The 17,542-nt window shown below is 72.0% G+C and carries 20 protein-coding genes; 10 read left to right on the forward strand and 10 right to left on the reverse strand.

Translation table 11 applies throughout. The features are described 5' to 3' along the window. Nucleotides 1–33 precede the first annotated feature (33 nt). From hisG to miv_RS07285, 3 genes are all read right to left on the reverse strand, one after another. Nucleotides 34–1,020: an ATP phosphoribosyltransferase gene (hisG, locus tag miv_RS07275; protein ID WP_048428603.1), complete on the reverse strand. Its 987-nt coding sequence runs from the start codon at nt 1,018–1,020 to the stop codon at nt 34–36. Then, nucleotides 1,020–2,147, reverse strand: a complete 1,128-nt coding sequence (locus miv_RS07280) for an ATP phosphoribosyltransferase regulatory subunit (protein ID WP_048428602.1) — start codon at nt 2,145–2,147, stop codon at nt 1,020–1,022. The genes hisG and miv_RS07280 overlap by 1 nt, the downstream gene beginning before the upstream one ends. 139 nt (nt 2,148–2,286) lie before the next feature. Then, nucleotides 2,287–5,160, reverse strand: a complete 2,874-nt coding sequence (locus tag miv_RS07285) for a phosphoenolpyruvate carboxylase (protein WP_082711572.1) — start codon at nt 5,158–5,160, stop codon at nt 2,287–2,289. Between the two features lie 271 nt (nt 5,161–5,431). Between miv_RS07285 and miv_RS07290 the strand changes: the two genes are divergently transcribed. The 4 genes from miv_RS07290 (at nt 5,432) to miv_RS07305 (ending at nt 7,317) form a co-directional block, all read left to right on the forward strand. Beyond that, complete coding sequence (locus miv_RS07290; RefSeq protein WP_125901269.1) at nt 5,432–5,653, forward strand: hypothetical protein; 222 nt, start codon at nt 5,432–5,434, stop codon at nt 5,651–5,653. 112 nt (nt 5,654–5,765) lie between these two features. After that, the gene (locus tag miv_RS07295) at nt 5,766–6,125 is read left to right on the forward strand and encodes a hypothetical protein (RefSeq protein WP_131800178.1); all 360 of its coding nucleotides are present in this window, start codon (nt 5,766–5,768) and stop codon (nt 6,123–6,125) included. Beyond that, nucleotides 6,122–6,847 (forward strand): hypothetical protein, encoded by a 726-nt coding sequence (locus miv_RS07300; protein ID WP_207182052.1) that lies wholly within the window; start codon nt 6,122–6,124, stop codon nt 6,845–6,847. Before miv_RS07295 ends, miv_RS07300 begins: the two co-directional genes overlap by 4 nt. A 209-nt stretch (nt 6,848–7,056) precedes the next feature. Continuing rightward, nucleotides 7,057–7,317: a hypothetical protein gene (locus miv_RS07305; RefSeq protein WP_058618718.1), complete on the forward strand. Its 261-nt coding sequence runs from the start codon at nt 7,057–7,059 to the stop codon at nt 7,315–7,317. Nucleotides 7,318–7,447: 130 nt separating this feature from the next. Here miv_RS07305 and miv_RS07310 read toward each other — a convergent pair whose 3' ends face one another. Both miv_RS07310 and miv_RS07315 read right to left on the reverse strand, forming a co-directional pair. Next, a complete protein-coding gene (locus miv_RS07310) occupies nt 7,448–7,723 on the reverse strand; it encodes a hypothetical protein (protein ID WP_048428598.1) in 276 nt (91 codons plus the stop codon). Nucleotides 7,724–7,730: 7 nt separating this feature from the next. Then, nucleotides 7,731–7,961, reverse strand: coding sequence for a hypothetical protein (locus miv_RS07315; RefSeq protein ID WP_048428597.1), 231 nt, complete (start codon nt 7,959–7,961; stop codon nt 7,731–7,733). A 374-nt stretch (nt 7,962–8,335) separates the two neighbouring features. On the opposite strand from miv_RS07315, the gene miv_RS07320 reads away from it, so the two are divergent. The 3 genes from miv_RS07320 (at nt 8,336) to miv_RS07330 (ending at nt 10,300) form a co-directional block, all read left to right on the forward strand. Beyond that, entirely contained in the window at nt 8,336–9,079 is a 744-nt protein-coding gene (locus miv_RS07320; protein ID WP_207182053.1) for a Crp/Fnr family transcriptional regulator, read from the forward strand. Nucleotides 9,080–9,236: 157 nt separating this feature from the next. Continuing rightward, nucleotides 9,237–9,983: an AzlC family ABC transporter permease gene (locus miv_RS07325; RefSeq protein WP_207182054.1), complete on the forward strand. Its 747-nt coding sequence runs from the start codon at nt 9,237–9,239 to the stop codon at nt 9,981–9,983. Continuing rightward, nucleotides 9,980–10,300 (forward strand): AzlD family protein, encoded by a 321-nt coding sequence (locus miv_RS07330; RefSeq protein WP_207182055.1) that lies wholly within the window; start codon nt 9,980–9,982, stop codon nt 10,298–10,300. The genes miv_RS07325 and miv_RS07330 overlap by 4 nt, the downstream gene beginning before the upstream one ends. Before the next feature lie 16 nt (nt 10,301–10,316). On the opposite strand, the gene miv_RS07335 is transcribed toward miv_RS07330, so the two are convergent. The 4 genes from miv_RS07335 to miv_RS07350 form a co-directional block, all read right to left on the reverse strand. Continuing rightward, nucleotides 10,317–10,730 (reverse strand): arsenate-mycothiol transferase ArsC, encoded by a 414-nt coding sequence (locus miv_RS07335; RefSeq protein ID WP_058619803.1) that lies wholly within the window; start codon nt 10,728–10,730, stop codon nt 10,317–10,319. A 112-nt stretch (nt 10,731–10,842) separates the two neighbouring features. Beyond that, entirely contained in the window at nt 10,843–11,331 is a 489-nt protein-coding gene (locus miv_RS07340) for a UPF0262 family protein (RefSeq protein WP_048430919.1), read from the reverse strand. Between the two features lie 103 nt (nt 11,332–11,434). Next, on the reverse strand, nt 11,435–12,724 hold the full coding sequence (gene hisD, locus miv_RS07345; RefSeq protein ID WP_048430920.1) for a histidinol dehydrogenase: 1,290 nt from the start codon (nt 12,722–12,724) through the stop codon (nt 11,435–11,437). 91 nt (nt 12,725–12,815) lie between these two features. After that, on the reverse strand, nt 12,816–13,265 hold the full coding sequence (locus tag miv_RS07350) for a DUF2948 family protein (RefSeq protein ID WP_048430928.1): 450 nt from the start codon (nt 13,263–13,265) through the stop codon (nt 12,816–12,818). Between the two features lie 280 nt (nt 13,266–13,545). On the opposite strand from miv_RS07350, the gene miv_RS07355 reads away from it, so the two are divergent. After that, the gene (locus miv_RS07355; RefSeq protein ID WP_420865523.1) at nt 13,546–13,863 is read left to right on the forward strand and encodes a hypothetical protein; all 318 of its coding nucleotides are present in this window, start codon (nt 13,546–13,548) and stop codon (nt 13,861–13,863) included. A gap of 40 nt (nt 13,864–13,903) precedes the next feature. Here miv_RS07355 and miv_RS07360 read toward each other — a convergent pair whose 3' ends face one another. Next, entirely contained in the window at nt 13,904–14,755 is an 852-nt protein-coding gene (locus tag miv_RS07360) for a LysR substrate-binding domain-containing protein (RefSeq protein ID WP_089504284.1), read from the reverse strand. A gap of 145 nt (nt 14,756–14,900) precedes the next feature. Here miv_RS07360 and miv_RS07365 point away from each other — a divergent pair, with 145 nt between their 5' ends. Then, nucleotides 14,901–15,935: a bile acid:sodium symporter family protein gene (locus miv_RS07365; RefSeq protein WP_207182056.1), complete on the forward strand. Its 1,035-nt coding sequence runs from the start codon at nt 14,901–14,903 to the stop codon at nt 15,933–15,935. Nucleotides 15,936–16,211: 276 nt separating this feature from the next. Next, on the forward strand, nt 16,212–17,447 hold the full coding sequence (locus miv_RS07370) for an O-antigen ligase family protein (protein WP_048430923.1): 1,236 nt from the start codon (nt 16,212–16,214) through the stop codon (nt 17,445–17,447). Nucleotides 17,448–17,542: the final 95 nt, after the last annotated feature.

A 17,542-nucleotide genomic window follows, 5' to 3' on the forward strand; every position in this document is an offset into this window, starting at 1 on the left:
CGGGAGGATCTACCTTCCGCCGCGCGCGGGGCGTCACAGCCGCCCGAGCAGCCGCTCAACCAGCGGGTTCTCCGCCGCGAAGGCGTAGTCGATCCGGCGCACGCTCACCGCCTGGGCGCCGGCCTGGACGAGCGCGTCGGCGAGGCCGAACACCGCATCCGCCGGGCAGCGCAGCACGATCTCGCCCCGCCCCTCCGGCGCGCCATAGGGCAGTTCGGCCTCGTGCAGGGCCGCCAAGCCCGCGAGGTCGATCTCGCCCGAGGCCGGCATCCCGGCCCGGACCTCCCGGGTGGTGCGGGCCCGCTCCTCGGCGCTGATCCGGCCGAGCACCGCCTGCACGGCGCGGCGCGGGGTCTCGCTCCAGGAGGCGGCGAGGGAGGCGACGAGGTTCGCCTCCGAGCGCAGGATCACCCCGTCGTCGAGGATCTTGAGAGCATTCGCCGCGAGCGTGGCGCCGGTGGTGGTGATGTCGACGATGATCTCGGCACTGCCGGAGGCCGGCGCGCCCTCGGTGGCGCCCAGGCTCTCGACGATGCGGTAATCGGCGACGCCGTGATCGGCGAAGAAGCGGCGGGTCAGGTTGACGTATTTGGTGGCGATGCGCAGGCGCTTGCCGTGCCGCACCCGCATATCGCTCGCCACCTCGTCGAGGTCGCTCATCGAGCGCACGTCGATCCAGGCCTGCGGCACCGCCACCACCACGGTGGCCTGGCCGAAGCCGAGCGGCGTCAGCAGCTCGACCTGCCCGGCGGCATCCGGCAGGGTCTCGCGGATCAGGTCCTCGCCGGTGATGCCGAGATGGGCCGCGCCGCTGGCGAGCTGGCCGGCGATCTCGGAGGCCGACAGGAAGCGGACCTCGACCCCGTCCACGCCCTTCAGGCGGCCGCGATAGTCGCGGGCGCCGCTGGTCTGGGCGAGCGTCAGGCCGGCGCGGCCGAAGAAGGCGGCGGCGTTCTCCTGCAGGCGGCCCTTCGAGGGCACCGCGAGAACCAGGGGGCCATCCATCGTCGCGTCGCTCATCAGCGCTCGCCTCCCAGGCGTTCGAGCCAGAACGAGCAGCCCACGGCCGGCAGGGCGTCCCGGCTGCCGAGATGCTGGAGCAGGCCGTCATAGCGCCCGCCGCCGACCACGGGCTTCTCGCCGTCCTGCCCGACCTCGAAGATGAAGCCGGTATAATAGTCGAGGTTGCGGGCGAAGCTGCCGGTGAACACGAAGCGCTCGAGCGGCAGGCCGCGGGCGGCGATGAAGCCGTTGCGCTCCTCGAACAGGGCGAGCGCCGCCTCGAGCCGGGGATCGTCGAGACCGGCCCGGCGGGCGAGGTCGCGGGCGGCCGACGCCGCCGCATCGGGATCGCCGGTGAGGGCCAGATAGGCGTCCAGCACCTCGCGGGCGCGGGCGCCCAGGCCGACGCCGCCCTCGGCATGGGCCGCCGCCTTGGCGAGGAAGCGTTCGGCGATCTCGCCGGCGGTGCGGCCCCCGACCCGGCTGATCCCCGCGATGGCGAGCACGTCCTCCACGAAGGCGCGCACCCCTTGCGGGTCCTGGCCCTGGATGGCCGAGAGCAGGCCGGCATGGGCCGCATCGACCGCGACGGGCGCCGCGATCGCGTCGAGGGAGCGGCCGGCGGCCACCGCCCGCAGCGTCCGGCGCTTGGCCGCCGGCTGCACGTTCAGGGCGTCGAGGAGCGCGGTGATGAGCCCCATGTCGCCGAGGCGCACCTGGCCATCGCCGCGCCCGAGGCGGTCGAGCCCGTCGAGGGCGAGGCCCAGGATCTCGGCATCGGCCGCCGGCACGTCGGTCCGGCCGATCGACTCGATGCCGGCCTGGTGGAACTCGTCGGGCTCGGCCGCCCGCAGGCGGAAGACGGGGCCGAGATAGCTGTAATCGGCCGCCTGCCCGTCGGCGACGGCGCGGTGGTGGCGCCCGACGGGAATCGTGTATTCGGGCCTGAGGCAGAGTTCCGCCCCGGCCCCATCCTGGGTGATGAAGATGCGCCGCCGGATGTCCTCGCCGGACAGCTCCAGGAAGGGCTCGACCGGCTGCAAGACCGGCGGCTCGACCCGCGCGTAGCCCCGGTCCTCGAACAGCGCCAGAAGCGCCTCGTGCGCCGCCGCCGGCCGGGGGGCCGCGGCTCCGTTACCCGTCATTGGTCACAACATCCAACTCTCTTGGACGGCCCTGTAGCAGCACCAGCCGGGCTTGGCGACCGGGCGGGATGCGCGGCTCTCTGCGGAGGGTCCGCGCATCCGCGACGCCACCCGACGCGGCGGGCGACGACCGCAAGGATCAGCCGAACGCCCCCACCTCGTGCTGGATCATGCCGCTGATCTCGCGCACGAGGCCGAACAGGCGGCGGATCGGGGTGAACAGGGTGCGGTGCTCGGCCTCGTAGGTGCCCACGCCCCGGGGTCCCGCCGGCTCGCCGAAATTGAGGCCGAGCGTCGGGTCGGGCGTGACCGGGAAGATGTCGTCGAGGAGCTTGAGGCAGCCCTCGACGTCGAGGCGCAGGATGCGCTCGATCAGGGCCTCGCGGGTGATGCCGTTCTGCGGCCGGAAGCCCGGGATGTGCACCGCCAGGAACCAGATCCGGTGGATCAGGGCGAGGCGCAGGGCATGCAGGAGCGCGAGCCGCGGCGTCATCGCGGGGAGATCGGGCGCCACGGAGTGCAGCATCAGGTGGTCCTGCGTCAGCCGGCCGAACAGGCGGCGCAGGTGCGGGGCGAGGTTGAGCCGGTCGAGGGCGGCGGCGACCGCCACGATCTCTTCCCGCCGCCCGTCCCGGGTGGCCCGGCGCGCCCGCTCGAGCCAGACCGAGGGGTCGAGGGTGTCGATATAGGCGCGCAGCACGTCGAGGTCGCCGACGGCGGTCGCCTCCTGCACCAGCCGGAAGGCGCGGGCGAAGCGCTCGGAGCGCTCGCGCATCTCGACGAACAGGTCGGGCGCGCGCCCTGCCGCCCGCCCGACCCCGTGCAGGGAATTGGCCAGGAAGCCGAGCTGCTGCAGGATCGCGTTGTTGGGGATCGCCCGCATCTGGCGCGGATGGGTGATGGCGACGGGACCGCCGGCATCCGATTGCCGCGCCACCGGGCGCGAGCCGGTGCGGTCGATCAGGTTCGGCCCGAAGGTGCCGAGCAAAGCCGCGTAGCCCGGATCGTTAACGAGCGTCTCCATGTCCTGGCGCACGCCGGTGAAGAACTCGGTGGCGAAATCGCCTTCCGCGTAGATCGGGTCGGGGGCGGGCTGGAGCCGGCTGTAGATGTGCTCGCCGATGCGCGCCACCGTCGCCTCGGCCAGCGCCTTCGTGCCGAACATCAGGTAGCCGTCGCTGCCCTGGAAGCTCGATTCGAGGCTGGTGCGGATCCCCGCCTCGCGGTTGCGCCGCCGCGCATGGTCCGGGGCGAGGTAGGCGAGGCGATCGGACAGGCTCGTCGGGTGGGCGCCCCGGCCGATCGACTCGCCGTGGGTGTCGAAGATCACGAGTTCGATGTCGGTGAGGTCGTGCGCCGCCATCAACTCGGTGATGCGGAAGCGCAGCCGCTCGATCCAGAAGGTCGCGGCGAGCTGGCCGACATAGCGCCCCGAATCCGAGTAGCCGAACTGCACCACCAGGCGCCCGGTGCGCTTGAGATAGGCGCGCCAATGGGGTGAGCGGAGCGCGTCCTCGATGACGTGGACGCCCTGTTCCAGCGCCGAGGCCGTCTCGAAGAGCGGCGTGATCTCGACCCGGTCGCCGATGCCGAAATGCTGGGCGAGCCAGAGCGCGGCGAGCAGGGTGTAGCCGGTCTCGGTCTCGGCGATCAGGAAGCGGACCGGGTGGGTGCCGTCGACATGCTTGAGGATCTGGGCGATCGTCATCATCAGCCGGGCAGCCGAGGCCCGCTCGGCGGCGAGCGCGCCGAAATCGACCGGCACCGCCGCGACCGCGTCGAGGAGCGCGTTGATCGAGGCGAGGTGCGAGCGGCGCTGAGCCGGATCGGTCGGGTCGCCGTCCCGGTCGAGCTCGCGGCGCACCGCGTTGTGGACCTGGCTGGCGTTGAGCCGGAAATGCGGCAGGCCGTTCTGCAGCCCGTGCGCGGCGACGCCGGCCCGCAAGACGCAGAGCTTCAGCCGCGCCTCGTCGTCGGAGACCTGCGCCACCGCCCGGTCGAGGAGGGCGAGGAGCGGGCCGGCCTCGGTCTGGGCCCGGTCGCGTTCGATGATGAGAGCCAGCGCGAAGCGGTGCACCGCCTCGAGGCTCGGCTGCTCGCCGAGCTTCGGCGCCACCGCGAGCTGGCGCAGCACGGCGGCCTTCGCCTCCTCGGCGAGGCGCCGGGCGGGCTCCGAGGCGGGAGCGTCGGGCAGCTGGGCCAGCACCCGGTCGAACTGGGTGCGCTTCGATTCGAGCCGGTAGCGCAGGGTGTCCCACCAGCCGATATCGGTGCGCCCGTCGGTGTCGCAGCCGACCCAGGAGGCGATGACGACGGGCTTGGGGACGAGCTCGCTCCAGCGATCGGGCCAGCGCTCGCGGGCGGCCCGCAGCAGCGCCTCGTTCAACCCGTCGAGGGCGGTCCGGCCGTGCTGGACCGCGTGCCGGGCCTGGTCGAACTCGTCGTTGAGGGTGATGACCGGGTCGGCCCGGGCCGAGAGCGCGGCCGCCGCCGCGATCGGGGCGTGCCGCGCCGCCGGGTCGGGCTCGGAGGCGGCCTCGGCCAGGAGCTTCGCCACCGCCTTCGGCATCCCGAAGGTCGGGTGGGCAGTGAACACGGCGGCGAAGCGCGTGCGCTCGACGCGGGTGCGGGCGGTCTCGAACGCCATCTCCGGATCGCCCAGAGCCGCCTCGGCGACGGCCTCGATCGCGGCGGAAGAATCCGGCTCCGACCCGAGGCCGAGATAGGCCCGCAGCCGCGCCGCCCGCGCCTCCAGCGCCTCGGCGCGCAACCGCACGAACAGGCCGGCGAGATCGTCCTCGCCGATCTCGCCCCGGTCGAAGCGGCGGCTGATCGCCAGAGCGACGGTCAGGACGGGGTTGCGGAACGGATCCTGGCTCGCCTGGTGGCGGGCCTCCTCGACCAGCCCGAGCAGGTCGGCTTCGAGCGCGTCGGCACCCCGAGCGTCACTGCGGGGTGCGTCGGCCTCCCGGGCATCGAGACCGTGGGTATCGGAGCGTTGGGGCCTGTCCATCGGGTCGCTTCGTCCTGTGGCCGGATCGCCGTCCGGATCGCGCGGCGCGCGGGCTCGCGCCTGCCGGCGGCGACGCAAGGAGCGTTCCGCATTCCCGTCACGCTCTACCGCGGGATCCCGCGGGTTGCGAGTGCCGGCGGACGTTGCGTCACCGGACAATGGGCTGCTGCGCGCCTGTCGCACCTGCGGCGACCCGGACAATGGTTAAGGTTTGGTTGAACGGCCATCATGGGTGTCTCGCAGACGCCGATTCGCGGAAGGACCCGCCATGATGTCGATCGGATCAGCCCTGACGGCGGCCACCACCCTGGTCGGATACGCTCTGCCCGCCGGTCCGATCGGCGAGCGCCCGCAGGCGCCGGTCCTCCACGGGGAGCGCGGCCAGGAACTCGCCGGCACCGCGTCCGCCGAGGGCGCGCTGTTCGAAGCCGTCGAGGCGGGCCTGCGCGAGGCGGGCTACCTGCAGGGTATCGCGGCGGCCCTGGCGAGCTGAAGGGGCGGGACCCGCCCGGCGGAGCCCCCGCGCGCCGCAGGCCGGCCCGGCGCCGAGCGACCGGACAGGCCGCCGGAAATGCTCTAAGGCTGGCATCACGATGGAGATGATCGTGATTCTGGCTGCCGTGGCGGCCCTGGTATTCGCCGGAGTGATGCTCGCGTTCGGGCAGCGCCGCGGCCGTCCGCCCCTGCGGCTCCCGCACGAGCAGGAGCTGGAGGACCGGGGCGACGAGCTGTTTCGCGATTTCGACCAAGACCTCGCCGGGGTGTTCGAGCAGGCGGCCCATCAGCCGGAGGCACCGCGCGCCTACGAGCGGCTGGAGGCACCCCGTCCCCGGCTCCAGGGCCCGAGGACCATCGACCACGATCCGGCCGAGCCCGGCCTGCCCGAGCCGGAACCCCACGGGTCCGGTCCGGACGAGCGCGGGCCCCACCCCCACCCGTTCAAGCGTGACGGAGAATCCCGGTGACGCGTGCCGCCGTGACGGCCGTTCTTCTGGCCGCCCTGTCGGCCGGCCTCTCCGCGAGCCCCGGCCGCGCTGCCGCCGAGGACGCGGTCCCGGTCTGCCCGGCCCCGCAGGCGCCGGAATTCGCCGGCGGGAAAGGGTTTCGCCTCTGGGTCACCCGGCAGGGGACCATGACCTGGAACAACCCGTTGCGCCCGCTCTCGCCGGAGTCGTTGCAGGTCCTGCAGGTGGTGATCCGCAACAAGCTCGCCACCGCCTATGGACCCGACCTGTCGGGCCTGCGCCGCGGCCCGTCCCCGGCGGCCCTGGAGGCGCAGAACGGCGCTCCGATCCGGTGGTCCGAGGCGATGGAGGGCTTGCCGCCGACCCTGCGCATCCTGTCGGAGGATGACGGCCAGGTCCTGGCCGAGCTGGCCTTCAAGGCCTGCGGCGATCCCCCGAAGGTCGCGGTGCCCAAGCCCCCACCCGTGGCCCGCGGCACCGCGAAGGGCCAGAAGGCCGCGGCGAAGGGCGGGGCGGCCAAGGCCGAGACGACCAAGCCCGAGACGACCAGGCCAGAGACGGCTGCGGCGGAGGGAGCGGCGGGTGATTCGTCGACGGATGCCAAGGAGGCCCCCAAGCCCGCGCCCCGCGCGCCCCGTCCGCGGCGCGAGAAGGCCGCGGCACCGGAATCCCCGGCCCGGACGCCCGGCGGGCTGATGCTGCCGCAGGGCGCGATTCCCTAAGTAGATTTCGCCGAAGTGGTGACCGGTTCGGCGCCGAAAATCTGCGGCAAAACAAGAACCTAAGCGGGCGAAGCGTTGGCCTGCCAACGCAAGTCTGCTTAGTGCGCCGTCCGGGCGGCGAACGCCGCGGCCTTTGCCGCGTTCGCTCGCCGGACGGCTTCCCCGCACATCCCGCCCCTCATCACGTCCTGACCCGGAGACGCTTCGCGATGTACGATTCCTGGCTGCGCCTCGGCCTCGACACCGTCCGCCTCGGCATGGAGGCCCAGACGGTCGTCGCCCTGCGGCTGGCCAAGCTCTCGCTCGGCGGCAGCGCGGCCCAGGCCGAGGCGGAGCGGATGGTGATCGAGAAGATGGAGGCCGCCGCGGAGGCGGCGATCACGCTGGCCGCGGGCGGCTCGCCCGAGCGGGTCGTGCGCGACTACCGCCGGAAGGTGCGGGCCAACGCCCACCGCCTCAGCCGCGGCTGAGACGGTATCGCCCGTCCGAGTAGGCCCGGGGACGCCTCCGGGCCCCCACCCACCCGGATGGCTCGCCGGCTTCGATCGCTCACTCGCGTGGCTGGCTCACCTGGGTAGATGGCTCACTTGCGTAGATGGCTCACTTGCGGGCGGCCATCATGTCGTGGGTCAGCACCGTCAGCTTGCCGATCAGGCTGGTGATGTCGCCGTGGGTGCACGACCATTGCGTGCCGACCGCCCCGCCGTCGGAGGAGACCGAGACCACGGCGACGGAGCGCAGCTTGCCCTCGCGGGCGAGGCGCAGCTGCTCCTGCAGCACCTCGATCATCGAGGCGGTGTTCTCGTCGACGGGGCTCGCGGCCACGGCCTGCGGGAAGGCGACGATGCGGTTGGTGTCGGCGGCGATTTCGCTCATGGGACTCTTACGAACGCTTGAAGGAATCGGAGGTCCGGGCGCGGTGCCCGGCCGCGGCGCGGTCGAGCCGCCCCAGGAGGGCGGACAGGTCGGCCGGCAGCGCCTCGTCGAGGCAGCCGTCGAACGCCGCGTGCAGGCCCGGCGCCAGGACGGCCGCGAGGGGACCCGCGCCGTCCGTCGACCGGAGGGCCGGCGGCGGCAGGATGGCGGGGATCGGCCCGCCGGAACGATCGTGCATCGTCCGTGACATCATCGCAGCCTCGCCTTGCAGGACCAGCCCTCGCCGCCAAAACTGCCCATCTGCGCCCGGATCACAATCCCTGCTCTGTGGCCGAGCTTCCACTTCGGAAACCGATGTGGTGGCACCGCAACACTTGGTTTCATCCTCCGCCCCGGGTCCGGAAGTCCCGCATCGCCGTCCGTTCGCGCATGGCAGCGCGGCTCCGGTGGCCCCTCCGCGTTACGGACGATGTCCGTCGCGGGCCAATTTGTATTGGCCCAACGATCGGATTTTTTTGATTTTTTATCGATCGGGGACCCCGATTAACTTTTGTTATTAAATTTAAATTCACAAATATGTTATGATAAAATCAGGTGTTACGGTGGGGTGCTTTGGCCGATTTCCTGATCCGCAAGCTCGAGAATTTCTCGAGACTGTCCACCGAGGACAGGCACGCGCTCGATCAGGCGTCGCGCCAGCGCATGCGCCAGATCCGCCCACGGGACGACATCGTGCGCGAGGGCGACCTGCCGCCGGGGGTGAACCTGATCCTCGACGGCTGGGCCTGCCGCTACAAGACCCTGGAGGACGGGCGCCGCCAGATCATCGCCTACCTGCTGCCCGGCGACCTGTGCGACCACGGCGTTCCGATCCTGCGCGAGATGGACCACTCGATCGGAAGCCTCACCGCCGTCACCCTGGCGGAGATCCCGCCCGAGACCGTCCGCCAGCTCACCGCCGACCACGCCCGGCTGGCGCAGGCCCTGACCTGGGAATCCCTGGTGGCGGCGGCGATCCAGCGGGAATGGACGGTCAATATCGGCCAGCGCACCGCCTTCGAGCGCCTCGGCCACCTGTTCTGCGAGCTCTACCTGCGCTTGCAGGCGGTCGGACTCACCCGGGGCACGACCTGCGAGGTGCCCCTGACCCAGGCCGAGATCGCCGACACGATCGGGCTCTCGGTGGTCCACGTGAACCGCACCTTGCAGGAATTGCGCAGCATCGGGCTGATCGCGCTGCGCGGCCGCGAACTCACGCTTCCCCGGCTGGAGGCGCTACAGCGGGCGGTGCAGTTCAATCCCAACTACCTGCATCTCGACCACGAGGGCCGCCACCTCGACGCCAACGAGACCTGAGACCGGTCCCCGAAACCGATGTGGATCCTGCAACCCGGGGTCGTCGCCGGCGCGGATTGACGCCCGCCGGGCCGGTGGGCGACAGACGGGGCGTCCGCGCAGACGCGTCGCCACGGCTCCCGCTCCCAAGGCTCCCGCTCCCAGGGCTCCTGCTCCCATGTCCCACGGGCCCGCTGCCCCGATCCCCGCCGGCCCCGCCCCCGCCGCGCCGTTCACCCGCGCCGGCATCCTCAGGGGCGTCCGGCTCAGCCTGCCGCTCTGGCCCAGCATCGCGGTGTTCGGCGCCGCCTTCGGGGCGGCCGCCGCCCAGCGCGGCGTGAGCCTCGCGGAGGCCGCAGGCGCCAGCGCGCTGGTCTATGCCGGCTCGGCTCAGATGGTGACCCTCGAAGTCTGGGGCCAGCCCTGGACGGTCAGCGCGCTGCTCGCCGCCATGACGGTGACCGGGCTCATCAACGCCCGCATGATCCTGATGGGCGCGACGATCCAGCCCTGGATGCGCGGCACGCCGCTCTGGCGCACGGCGATGACCCTGTTCGTGCTCGTCGATGCGAGCTGGCTCATCGGCGTGCGCCACCGCGCCGAGGGCGGGCGCGACCTCGGCGTGCTGTTCGGGGCCGGCATCGGCCTGTGGCCGCTCTGGGTCGCCTCGACGGTGGCAGGCCACCTGGCCGGCGCGCTCGTCACCCAGCCCCGGGCCTATGCCCTCGACATGATCCTGCCGGTGTTCTTCGCCGCCATGCTGGCGCCGCTCTGGCGCGGGGTGCGGCCGGCCCTGCCCTGGCTCGCCTCGGGGCTGGTGGCCCTCCTGGTCCAGCGGCTGGTGCCGGGCTACGCCTTCATCGCGGCCGGCGCGGCGGCGGGCCTCGTCACCGGCCTCCTCGTCGACGACGGGGCGGCGCGATGATCGATGCGCTCCTCGCCGGCCCCGCCGGTCCCTGGATCGCCATCCTGGCGCTCGCCCTCGTCACCTATCTCTGCCGGGCGTCGGGCGTGGTGCTGATGAGCCGGGTGCGCCTCACCCCGCGGGTCGAGCGGGGGCTGCGCGCCCTGCCGGGCTCGATCGTGGTGGCGACCGCGCTGCCCACCGGCCTCTCCGCCGGCCTGCCGGGGCTGCTCGGCCTCGTCACCGCGGCCGGCGTGATGGCGCTGACCCGGTTCGAGCTGGCGGCGGTGCTGGCGGGGTTGGGTGTGGTGGCTCTGGGGCGGGCCTTGGGGCTGTAGAGGCGGCTTATCGCCCTCACCGCAACCGCTGCCGGATGCGGAACCCCAGCCCGTCGCGCACGTCGCGATAGCCGTCGAGGCGCTGCTCGCGCGAGCCCTGTCCCACGGTCGGGTCCGGGGTCGGCCAGTACTCGACGTCGGCCGCCACCGTGCGGGTGAGTTCCAGCGCGGCGTGGTGGGCCTCCGGCGAGAGCGAGACGATCAGGTCGAAGTTCAGCCCCTCCCACTCCTCCAGCTCCTCCAGGGTGCGGGGGCGGTGGCGCGACGCGTCGATGCCGATCTCGTCGAGGGCCGCGATCATGAACGGGTCGGTCGGCTCGCCCCCGCGCACGCCCGCCGACTGGACGTAGACCGACTTGCCGAAATAGTGCCGGGCCAGCGCCTCCGCGCAGGCCGAGCGCACCGCGTTGAAGTTGCAGACGAACAGCACCGACTGGACCCGCCGGCCCGGTTTCGCGGGGTCGGTCCGAGACGGGTCGGGCTTCTTCGGGTCGGCCCCGGCGGGCGCGGCGCCGTCCGCAGGGGGGCCTTCAGGCACCGGCTCAGCCCTTCCAGTGCAGGGCGAAGATCAGCGTGAACAACCGGCGGGCGGTGTCGTGGTCGATCTCGACCTTGCCGTCGAGCCGCTGGCGCAGCAGCTCGGACGCCTCGTTGTGGACCCCGCGCCGGCCCATGTCGATCGCCTCGATCTGGCTCGGCGAGGCGGTGCGGATCGCCTTGAAGTAGCTGTCGCAGATCATCTCGTAGTCGCGGATCACGCCGCGGAACGGCGTCAGCGACAGGAGATGGGTCATCACCGGCTGGCCGTCGGCGGTGGAGATCGCGAAGGACAGCTTGTTCTCGACGAGGCCGAGCGACAGCGCGTAGGGGCCGCCGTCCTGGTTGGCGACCCGGAAGGTGTTCGATTCCAGGATGTCGTAGATCGCGATGGCGCGCTCGTGCTCCTGGTCAGGATTGCCGCGCCCGATCGAATCCTCGTCGAGCGTCACCGCCGCCAGGCGCTGTCGCGGATCGGGAGCCTCGCTCGCCATCGGATCTCCTCCCCGGATCGTCGCGGGTCTTTGTCAGGGCGTGCAGCAGAGGCGAGCGCGGCCTCCCGCGCAAGCCGGACGTAGGATGACCGCGACGGATTGATCAAAGGTTCAGGCGGATCGCCACCGACCGGGCGTGGCCATCGAGTCCCTCCGAGCGGCCGAGCGTCACCGCCGCGGGGCCGAGCGCCCGCAGGGCCTCGGGCGTGCAGGAGAGGAGCGAGGTCCGCTTCATGAAGTCGAGGACGCCGAGGCCGGAGGAGAACCGGGCCGAGCGGGCCGTCGGCAGGACGTGGTTGGGGCCGCCGACATAGTCGCCGATCGCCTCGGGCGTATGCGCGCCGAGGAAGATCGCGCCGGCGTTGCGCACCCGCGCCGCCAAGTCCTCGGCGTCGTGGGATTCGATCTCGAGATGCTCGGGCGCGAGGCGGTCGACGAGCGGGATCGCGTCGGCGAGCCGCGCGACCCGCACGATCGCCCCGTAGTCGCGCCAGCTCGCGGTCGCGATCTCGGCCCGCTTCAGGGTCTTGAGCTGACCCTCCACCGCCGCCGCCACCGCGTCGGCCAGCGCGTCGCTGTCGGTGACGAGGATCGCCTGCGCGGCGGTGTCGTGCTCGGCCTGGGCGAGCAGGTCGGCCGCGACCCAGTCCGGGTTGGCCGAGGAATCGGCGAGGATCAGCACCTCGGAGGGACCGGCGATCATGTCGATGCCGACCTGCCCGAACACCCGGCGCTTGGCCGCCGCCACGTAGGCGTTGCCCGGCCCGACGATCTTGGCCACCGGCCGGATCGCCGCCGTACCGTAGGCGAGCGCCGCCACGGCTTGTGCGCCGCCGACGCGAAAGACCTCGTCGACCCCGGCGAGCCGGGCGGCGGCGAGCACGAGCGGGTTGGTGACCCCGTCCGGCGTCGGCACCACCATGGCGATGCGGGGCACGCCCGCGACCTTGGCCGGCACCGCGTTCATCAGCACCGAGGACGGGTAGCTCGCGGTGCCGCCCGGCACGTAGAGGCCGACCGATTCGATCGCGGTCCAGCGCCAGCCGAGCGTGACGCCGAGCGCGTCGGTCTCGCGGTGGTCCGCCGGCACCTGGGCGCGGTGGTAGGTCTCGATCCGCGCCTTGGCCAGCGCCAGCGCATCGAGGGCCTCCGCGGAGCAGGACGCGGTCGCGGCCTCGATCTCGTCCGGCGAGACCCGGATGGTGTCCGGCGTGAGATCCAGCCGGTCGAAGCGCCGGGTGTAGTCGATCACCGCGTCGTCGCCCCGGGCGACCACCTCCGCGATGATGTCGCGCACCGCCGCGTCGACGTCCTCCGAGACCTCGCGCTTGACCGAGAGCAGGCGGGCGAAGTGCGACTCGAAATCGGGATCGCGGGAATCGAGGCGCTGCATGCGGTATCCGGTCTCGTGTCGGCGGGCCGGGGGAACGGCCAAGGGATTGTGCCAGAGCGATCGTGCCAGGGCCCGCCGACTGCCAAAAAATTCAGGCCGCGTCGAGGGGCATGTCGTGGGAGGCGTGCAGCGGCTTGCTGTCGGCCTGCCAGACCGGGCCGAGATCCTTCATCGCCGCCTCGATGCATTCGAGCTCGAGCCGGATCGCGGCCCCGCCGGAAAAGACCAGGGTGGCGATGCCGGACGGCGCCTCGCCGGGCTCGAACGTGATGGCGAGGAGTTCGAGCGGGCTGTCCGGCTCGTCGCGCGGGATGTTGCGGCAGCGCACGGAGAGCACCCGCTCGAAATGCAGGCCGGTGAGACGCCGCCGCGGCGGGGCGCCGTCCGGGCTTTCCCAGTCGAAGCGCCGCGCCACCAGGGCGAAGCGGCGCTCCCGCGGCAGGTAGGCGAGATCGCCGGTGCGCAGGATCGCGTCCTGGAGGTGGGTCGAGATGATCGCGAGATCGTCGGCGTCGAGGGCAGCGAGCTTCAGGAGCTCCATCTCCGCGTCCTTCACTGTCGGCGTCCCTGTGCTGGGGGCCGGTCGCCTCGGCGGTCGCGGCCCGTGCTGTCGGAAAGGGTGGTCGCCCGTAGGTGGCGACGTCCCCCGCCCTCGACAACCGCGTCCCGCGCGCTTCCCGCGCGATCGTGCCGCGCCGTGGCCTCTGCGCCGGTTCCGATGTCGCACCGGCACCGAATCGCCTCAGCGCGCGTTCATGTGGCTGTGCCTAGCGTGACCGGTGAAACGATCCGGCACACCATCCGATACGAAGGAGAGATCCGTGAAGACCGTGATGACCGCGGCCCTGGCCGCCCTGACCCTCGGCCTCGGCGTCGCGCCCGCCTTCGCGCAATACGGCTACGGCTACGACGACGACCGTCCCCGCCGCCGCTACGAGGAGCGCTACGATTACGACCGCCCGCGCGCCCGGCGCTACGATTACGACCGCCCGGGCTACCGGGAGTATGGCGGCGGCCGCATCGGCCGGATCTGCGTCACCGCCCGCGGCAACTGCCCGACCCGGCCCGCCCCGCTCAACTCGTCCTGCGGCTGCGAGGTCCCGGGCTTCGGCTTCAAGCGCGGCGCCATCGGGTACTGAACCCGGTCGCTCCCCGATCGCCCATCCACCGGACGCGGCATCAATCCCAGATGTCCGCGTTCAGGATCTCGTGCGCCAGGGCCCGGCTCGGCTCGCGGTGGAGGCCCGGCCCGGAGAGCACGAACTCGACGTCGGCGAGGCGCGGCAGTTCGGGATGGGCGAGTTCCTGCAACCCGTCCGGGATCAGGCTGCGGGGCTGGGCCATCACGCCGACCCCGGCGAGCGCGGCGGCGCGCAAGCCGCTGAGGCTGGCGCAGGTGCAGGTGACCCGGAAGGCCCGGCCCTCCTGGGTCAGCGCCGCCAGCGCGATTGCCCGGGTGATGCTGGGGGCCGGGAAGCTCGCCAGCGCCACCGGCTCGCCCCGCTCGGGCAGCGCGGTGGGCAACCCGACCCAGACCAGCCGGTCGCGCCGCACCAGCATCCCTTGCGTCTCGCCGACATGGCGCTTGCCGAGCACGAGATCGAGCTCGCCCCGCGCCAGCGCGTCGTGGAGGAAGCCCGTCAGCGCCACGCTCAGCTCGAGGTCGACCGACGGGTAGGCCTCGCGGAAATCGCGCAGGACCTCCGACAGCCGGCTCTGGACGAAATCCTCGGAGGCGCCGAACCGCACCTTGCCCCGCACCGGGCCGCCGGAGAGCGCCCGCTCCAGACGCTCGTGCGCGTCGAGCACCGTGCGGGCGAAGCCGAGCACCGTCTCGCCCTCCGGGGTCAGCGCCACCGAGTGGGTGTCGCGGGCGACCAGCCGGTGGCCGAGCTGCGCCTCCAGGCGCTGGACGTGCTGGCTCACCGTCGACTGGCCGAGCCCGAGCTGCTCGGCCGCCCGGCTGAAGCTGCGGCTGCGCACCACCGCCGCCAGGGTGCGCAGCAGCACGGGATCGATCAGGCGGGTCACGGCGGCCCTCGGCATCCTGCATGAACGATGCCCAGGCTATCGCATTTCGCGATAACTGTAATCCTGGCGCCCTGCGTACCCATGCGGGCACCGGCCGGATAGGGAGAGGGGGAATCCCCGTCAGACCCCGATCCTCCGGTCCGCCATGCTCTCGCGCTTTCGCCCCGACACCTTCACGCTGATGATCGTCGGCGCCCTGATCCTCGGCAGCGTGCTGCCGGTGCAGGACCGGGCGGCCGAATGGCTCGGCGTCTTTGCCAACGGCATGATCGCGCTGCTGTTCTTCCTGCACGGCGCGCGTATCGACCGGCAGACCGCGCTCGCCGGCCTGGTGCATTGGCGCCTGCACCTCGTGGTGTTCGCCTCGACCTTCGTGCTCTTCCCGATCCTCGGACTGGCCGCCGGCCTGCTGAGCCCGACGCTGCTGACCCCGGCGCTCGCCGCCGGCGTGCTCTTCCTCTGCGTGCTGCCCTCGACCGTGCAATCCTCCATCGCCTTCACGTCGGTGGCGGGCGGCAACGTGCCGGCGGCGATCTGCTCGGCCTCGGCCTCGAACATCCTGGGCATGTTCATCACCCCGCTCCTCGTCGCGGTGCTGCTGAACACGCAAGGCAGCCACCACGAGTTCGACTGGGCGGCGGTCGGCAAGATCATGGCCCAGCTGCTCCTGCCCTTCGCGCTCGGGCAGTTGCTCCAGCCGCGCCTCGGGCCCTGGCTGACCCGGCACAAGCCCCTGACCATGGTGGTCGATCGCGGCTCGATTCTGCTCATCGTCTACATCGCCTTCAGCCACGCGGTGGCGACGGGCCTGTGGAGCCGCACGCCGCTGCCGGCGCTCGCCACCATGCTGGTCGTCGACCTCGTCCTCCTCGCGATGGTGCTGGCGATCACCACCGCGGCGAGCCGCCTGCTCGGATTCTCGAAGGAGGACGAGATCACCATCGTGTTCTGCGGCTCGAAGAAGAGCCTGGCCTCCGGCGTGCCGATGGCGAACGTGATCTTCTCCGGCCAGGACGTCGGCGGCATCCTCCTGCCGCTGATGCTCTTCCACCAGGTCCAGCTGATGGCCTGCGCGGCGCTCGCCCGCCGCTACGCCGAGCGCGGGCAGGCGTTGCTCGCCGAGGAGGGCCCGGCCCGCGCCGGCGTGGCGCCGGGGGCCGCCAAGCTCTCGGCGCGCTGATCCGCGCCCGCGCGTTGACGAAGAATTCACGTCGTCGCGCCATTCTCCTGGGGAGCCAAGTTGCGTACCGGCTCTCTCGATTGTCCGGCCCCGTCGCGCGTTCCGCGGCGGGGCCGTGCCGTATCAGACAACCCGATCCGATCGAAACCTCGGCCTTCGCAGAACTGGCGAGACGCGCCCGCCCCTCCGTTTAAGTCTTCGTTCACCGTGTCGCTTCAGCCGGCGCACACCATCCGCCGCTAATCTCCCGGGTGCCGTCACCCGAGGAGGCGCCCGATGGGCACGTTCGTCCTGCCGCGCCGCGACCTCGCGGCGGTGCCGTTCCTGTCGCTGCTGCGCGGCTTCGGCCACGCCCTGATGGCGGCGTTCATCTTCTTCGCCTGCTTCGCCTTCTCGGACACCTCGCCCTACGACATCGTGGCGATCCCGACGATCGTGCTCTGGGTCCTGCTCGGCGTGCGGCTCTACCGGGGGGCGGTGCCCCTCGTCCTGGTGCTCCTGGTCTTCGTCGGCGCCACGGTCGTCGCCCTGATGCCCTATCTCGACGAGGAGCTGCCGCCGGTCTGGACGGTGCAGCTGTGCTACCTCGCCGTCACCGGCATCTTCTTCACCATGTTCTTCTCCGACGAGAGCGACCGGCGGGTCGAGGCCGCCCTCAAGGTCTATACCGCCAGCGCGCTCTTCTGCGCCGTCCTCGGCATCGGCGGCTATCTGGAGCTGATCGGCAACGACAAGCTGTTCAGCATGTATGGCCGGGCGTCGGGCACCTTCCAGGATCCGAACGTGTTCGGCTCGTTCCTGACGCTCGGCGCCTTCTACCTGATGCACGACCTGCTGACCGGCCGAGCGCGCCGCCCGCTCCTGTCGGGGCTCGGTCTCGCCATCCTGCTTGCCGGCGTGTTCCTGTCGTTCTCCCGCGGCTCCTGGGGCGGCACCCTGGCGATGGGCATCCTGCTGGTGGTGATGCTCTACCGCACCAGCGCCCCGCGGTTGCGCCGCCGCATCGTGCTGCTCGCCGCCCTCACGGCGGGGTTCGGGGCGGTCTCGCTCGCCGGCCTCCTCTCGGTCGGCGATGTCGGCGAGACTTTTTCGAAGCGCGCCGCCGTCACCCAGGATTACGACGAGGGCGAGACCGGCCGCTTCGGCAACCAGCTGCGCGGCATCGGCATGCTGATCGAGGATCCCCTCGGCATGGGCCCCCTGCGCTGGCGCCGCACCTTCAACCTCGAGCCGCACAACTCCTATATCGGCGCCTTCTCGAACGGCGGCTGGGTCGCCGGCGTCGCCTTCGTGTTCCTGGTGCTGATGACGAGCCGGGTGGGTTTTCGGCTGATGAGCCACGACACGCCCTACCGGCGCCACGCCCAGATCGTGGTGCCGGCCCTCCTGATGTTCTTCCTCCAGGCGATGCAGATCGACATGGAGAAGTGGCGCCACGTCTACATGATGCTCGGCATGGTGTGGGGTCTGGAGGCGGCGCGGGTGCGGTGGCTCGCCGGCGGGGAGGCGTGAGGCGGGCCTCGGTTTGCAGGCGCCGGCAAATGGGCTAGAGCCCGGCGAACCCTGCGCCCGCCTCTGTGTCGGGCCCGTCCCCGACGACGGGCGCC

The organism is Methylobacterium indicum (genome assembly GCF_017347565.1).
In the GTDB taxonomy this organism is placed as follows: domain Bacteria; phylum Pseudomonadota; class Alphaproteobacteria; order Rhizobiales; family Beijerinckiaceae; genus Methylobacterium; species Methylobacterium indicum.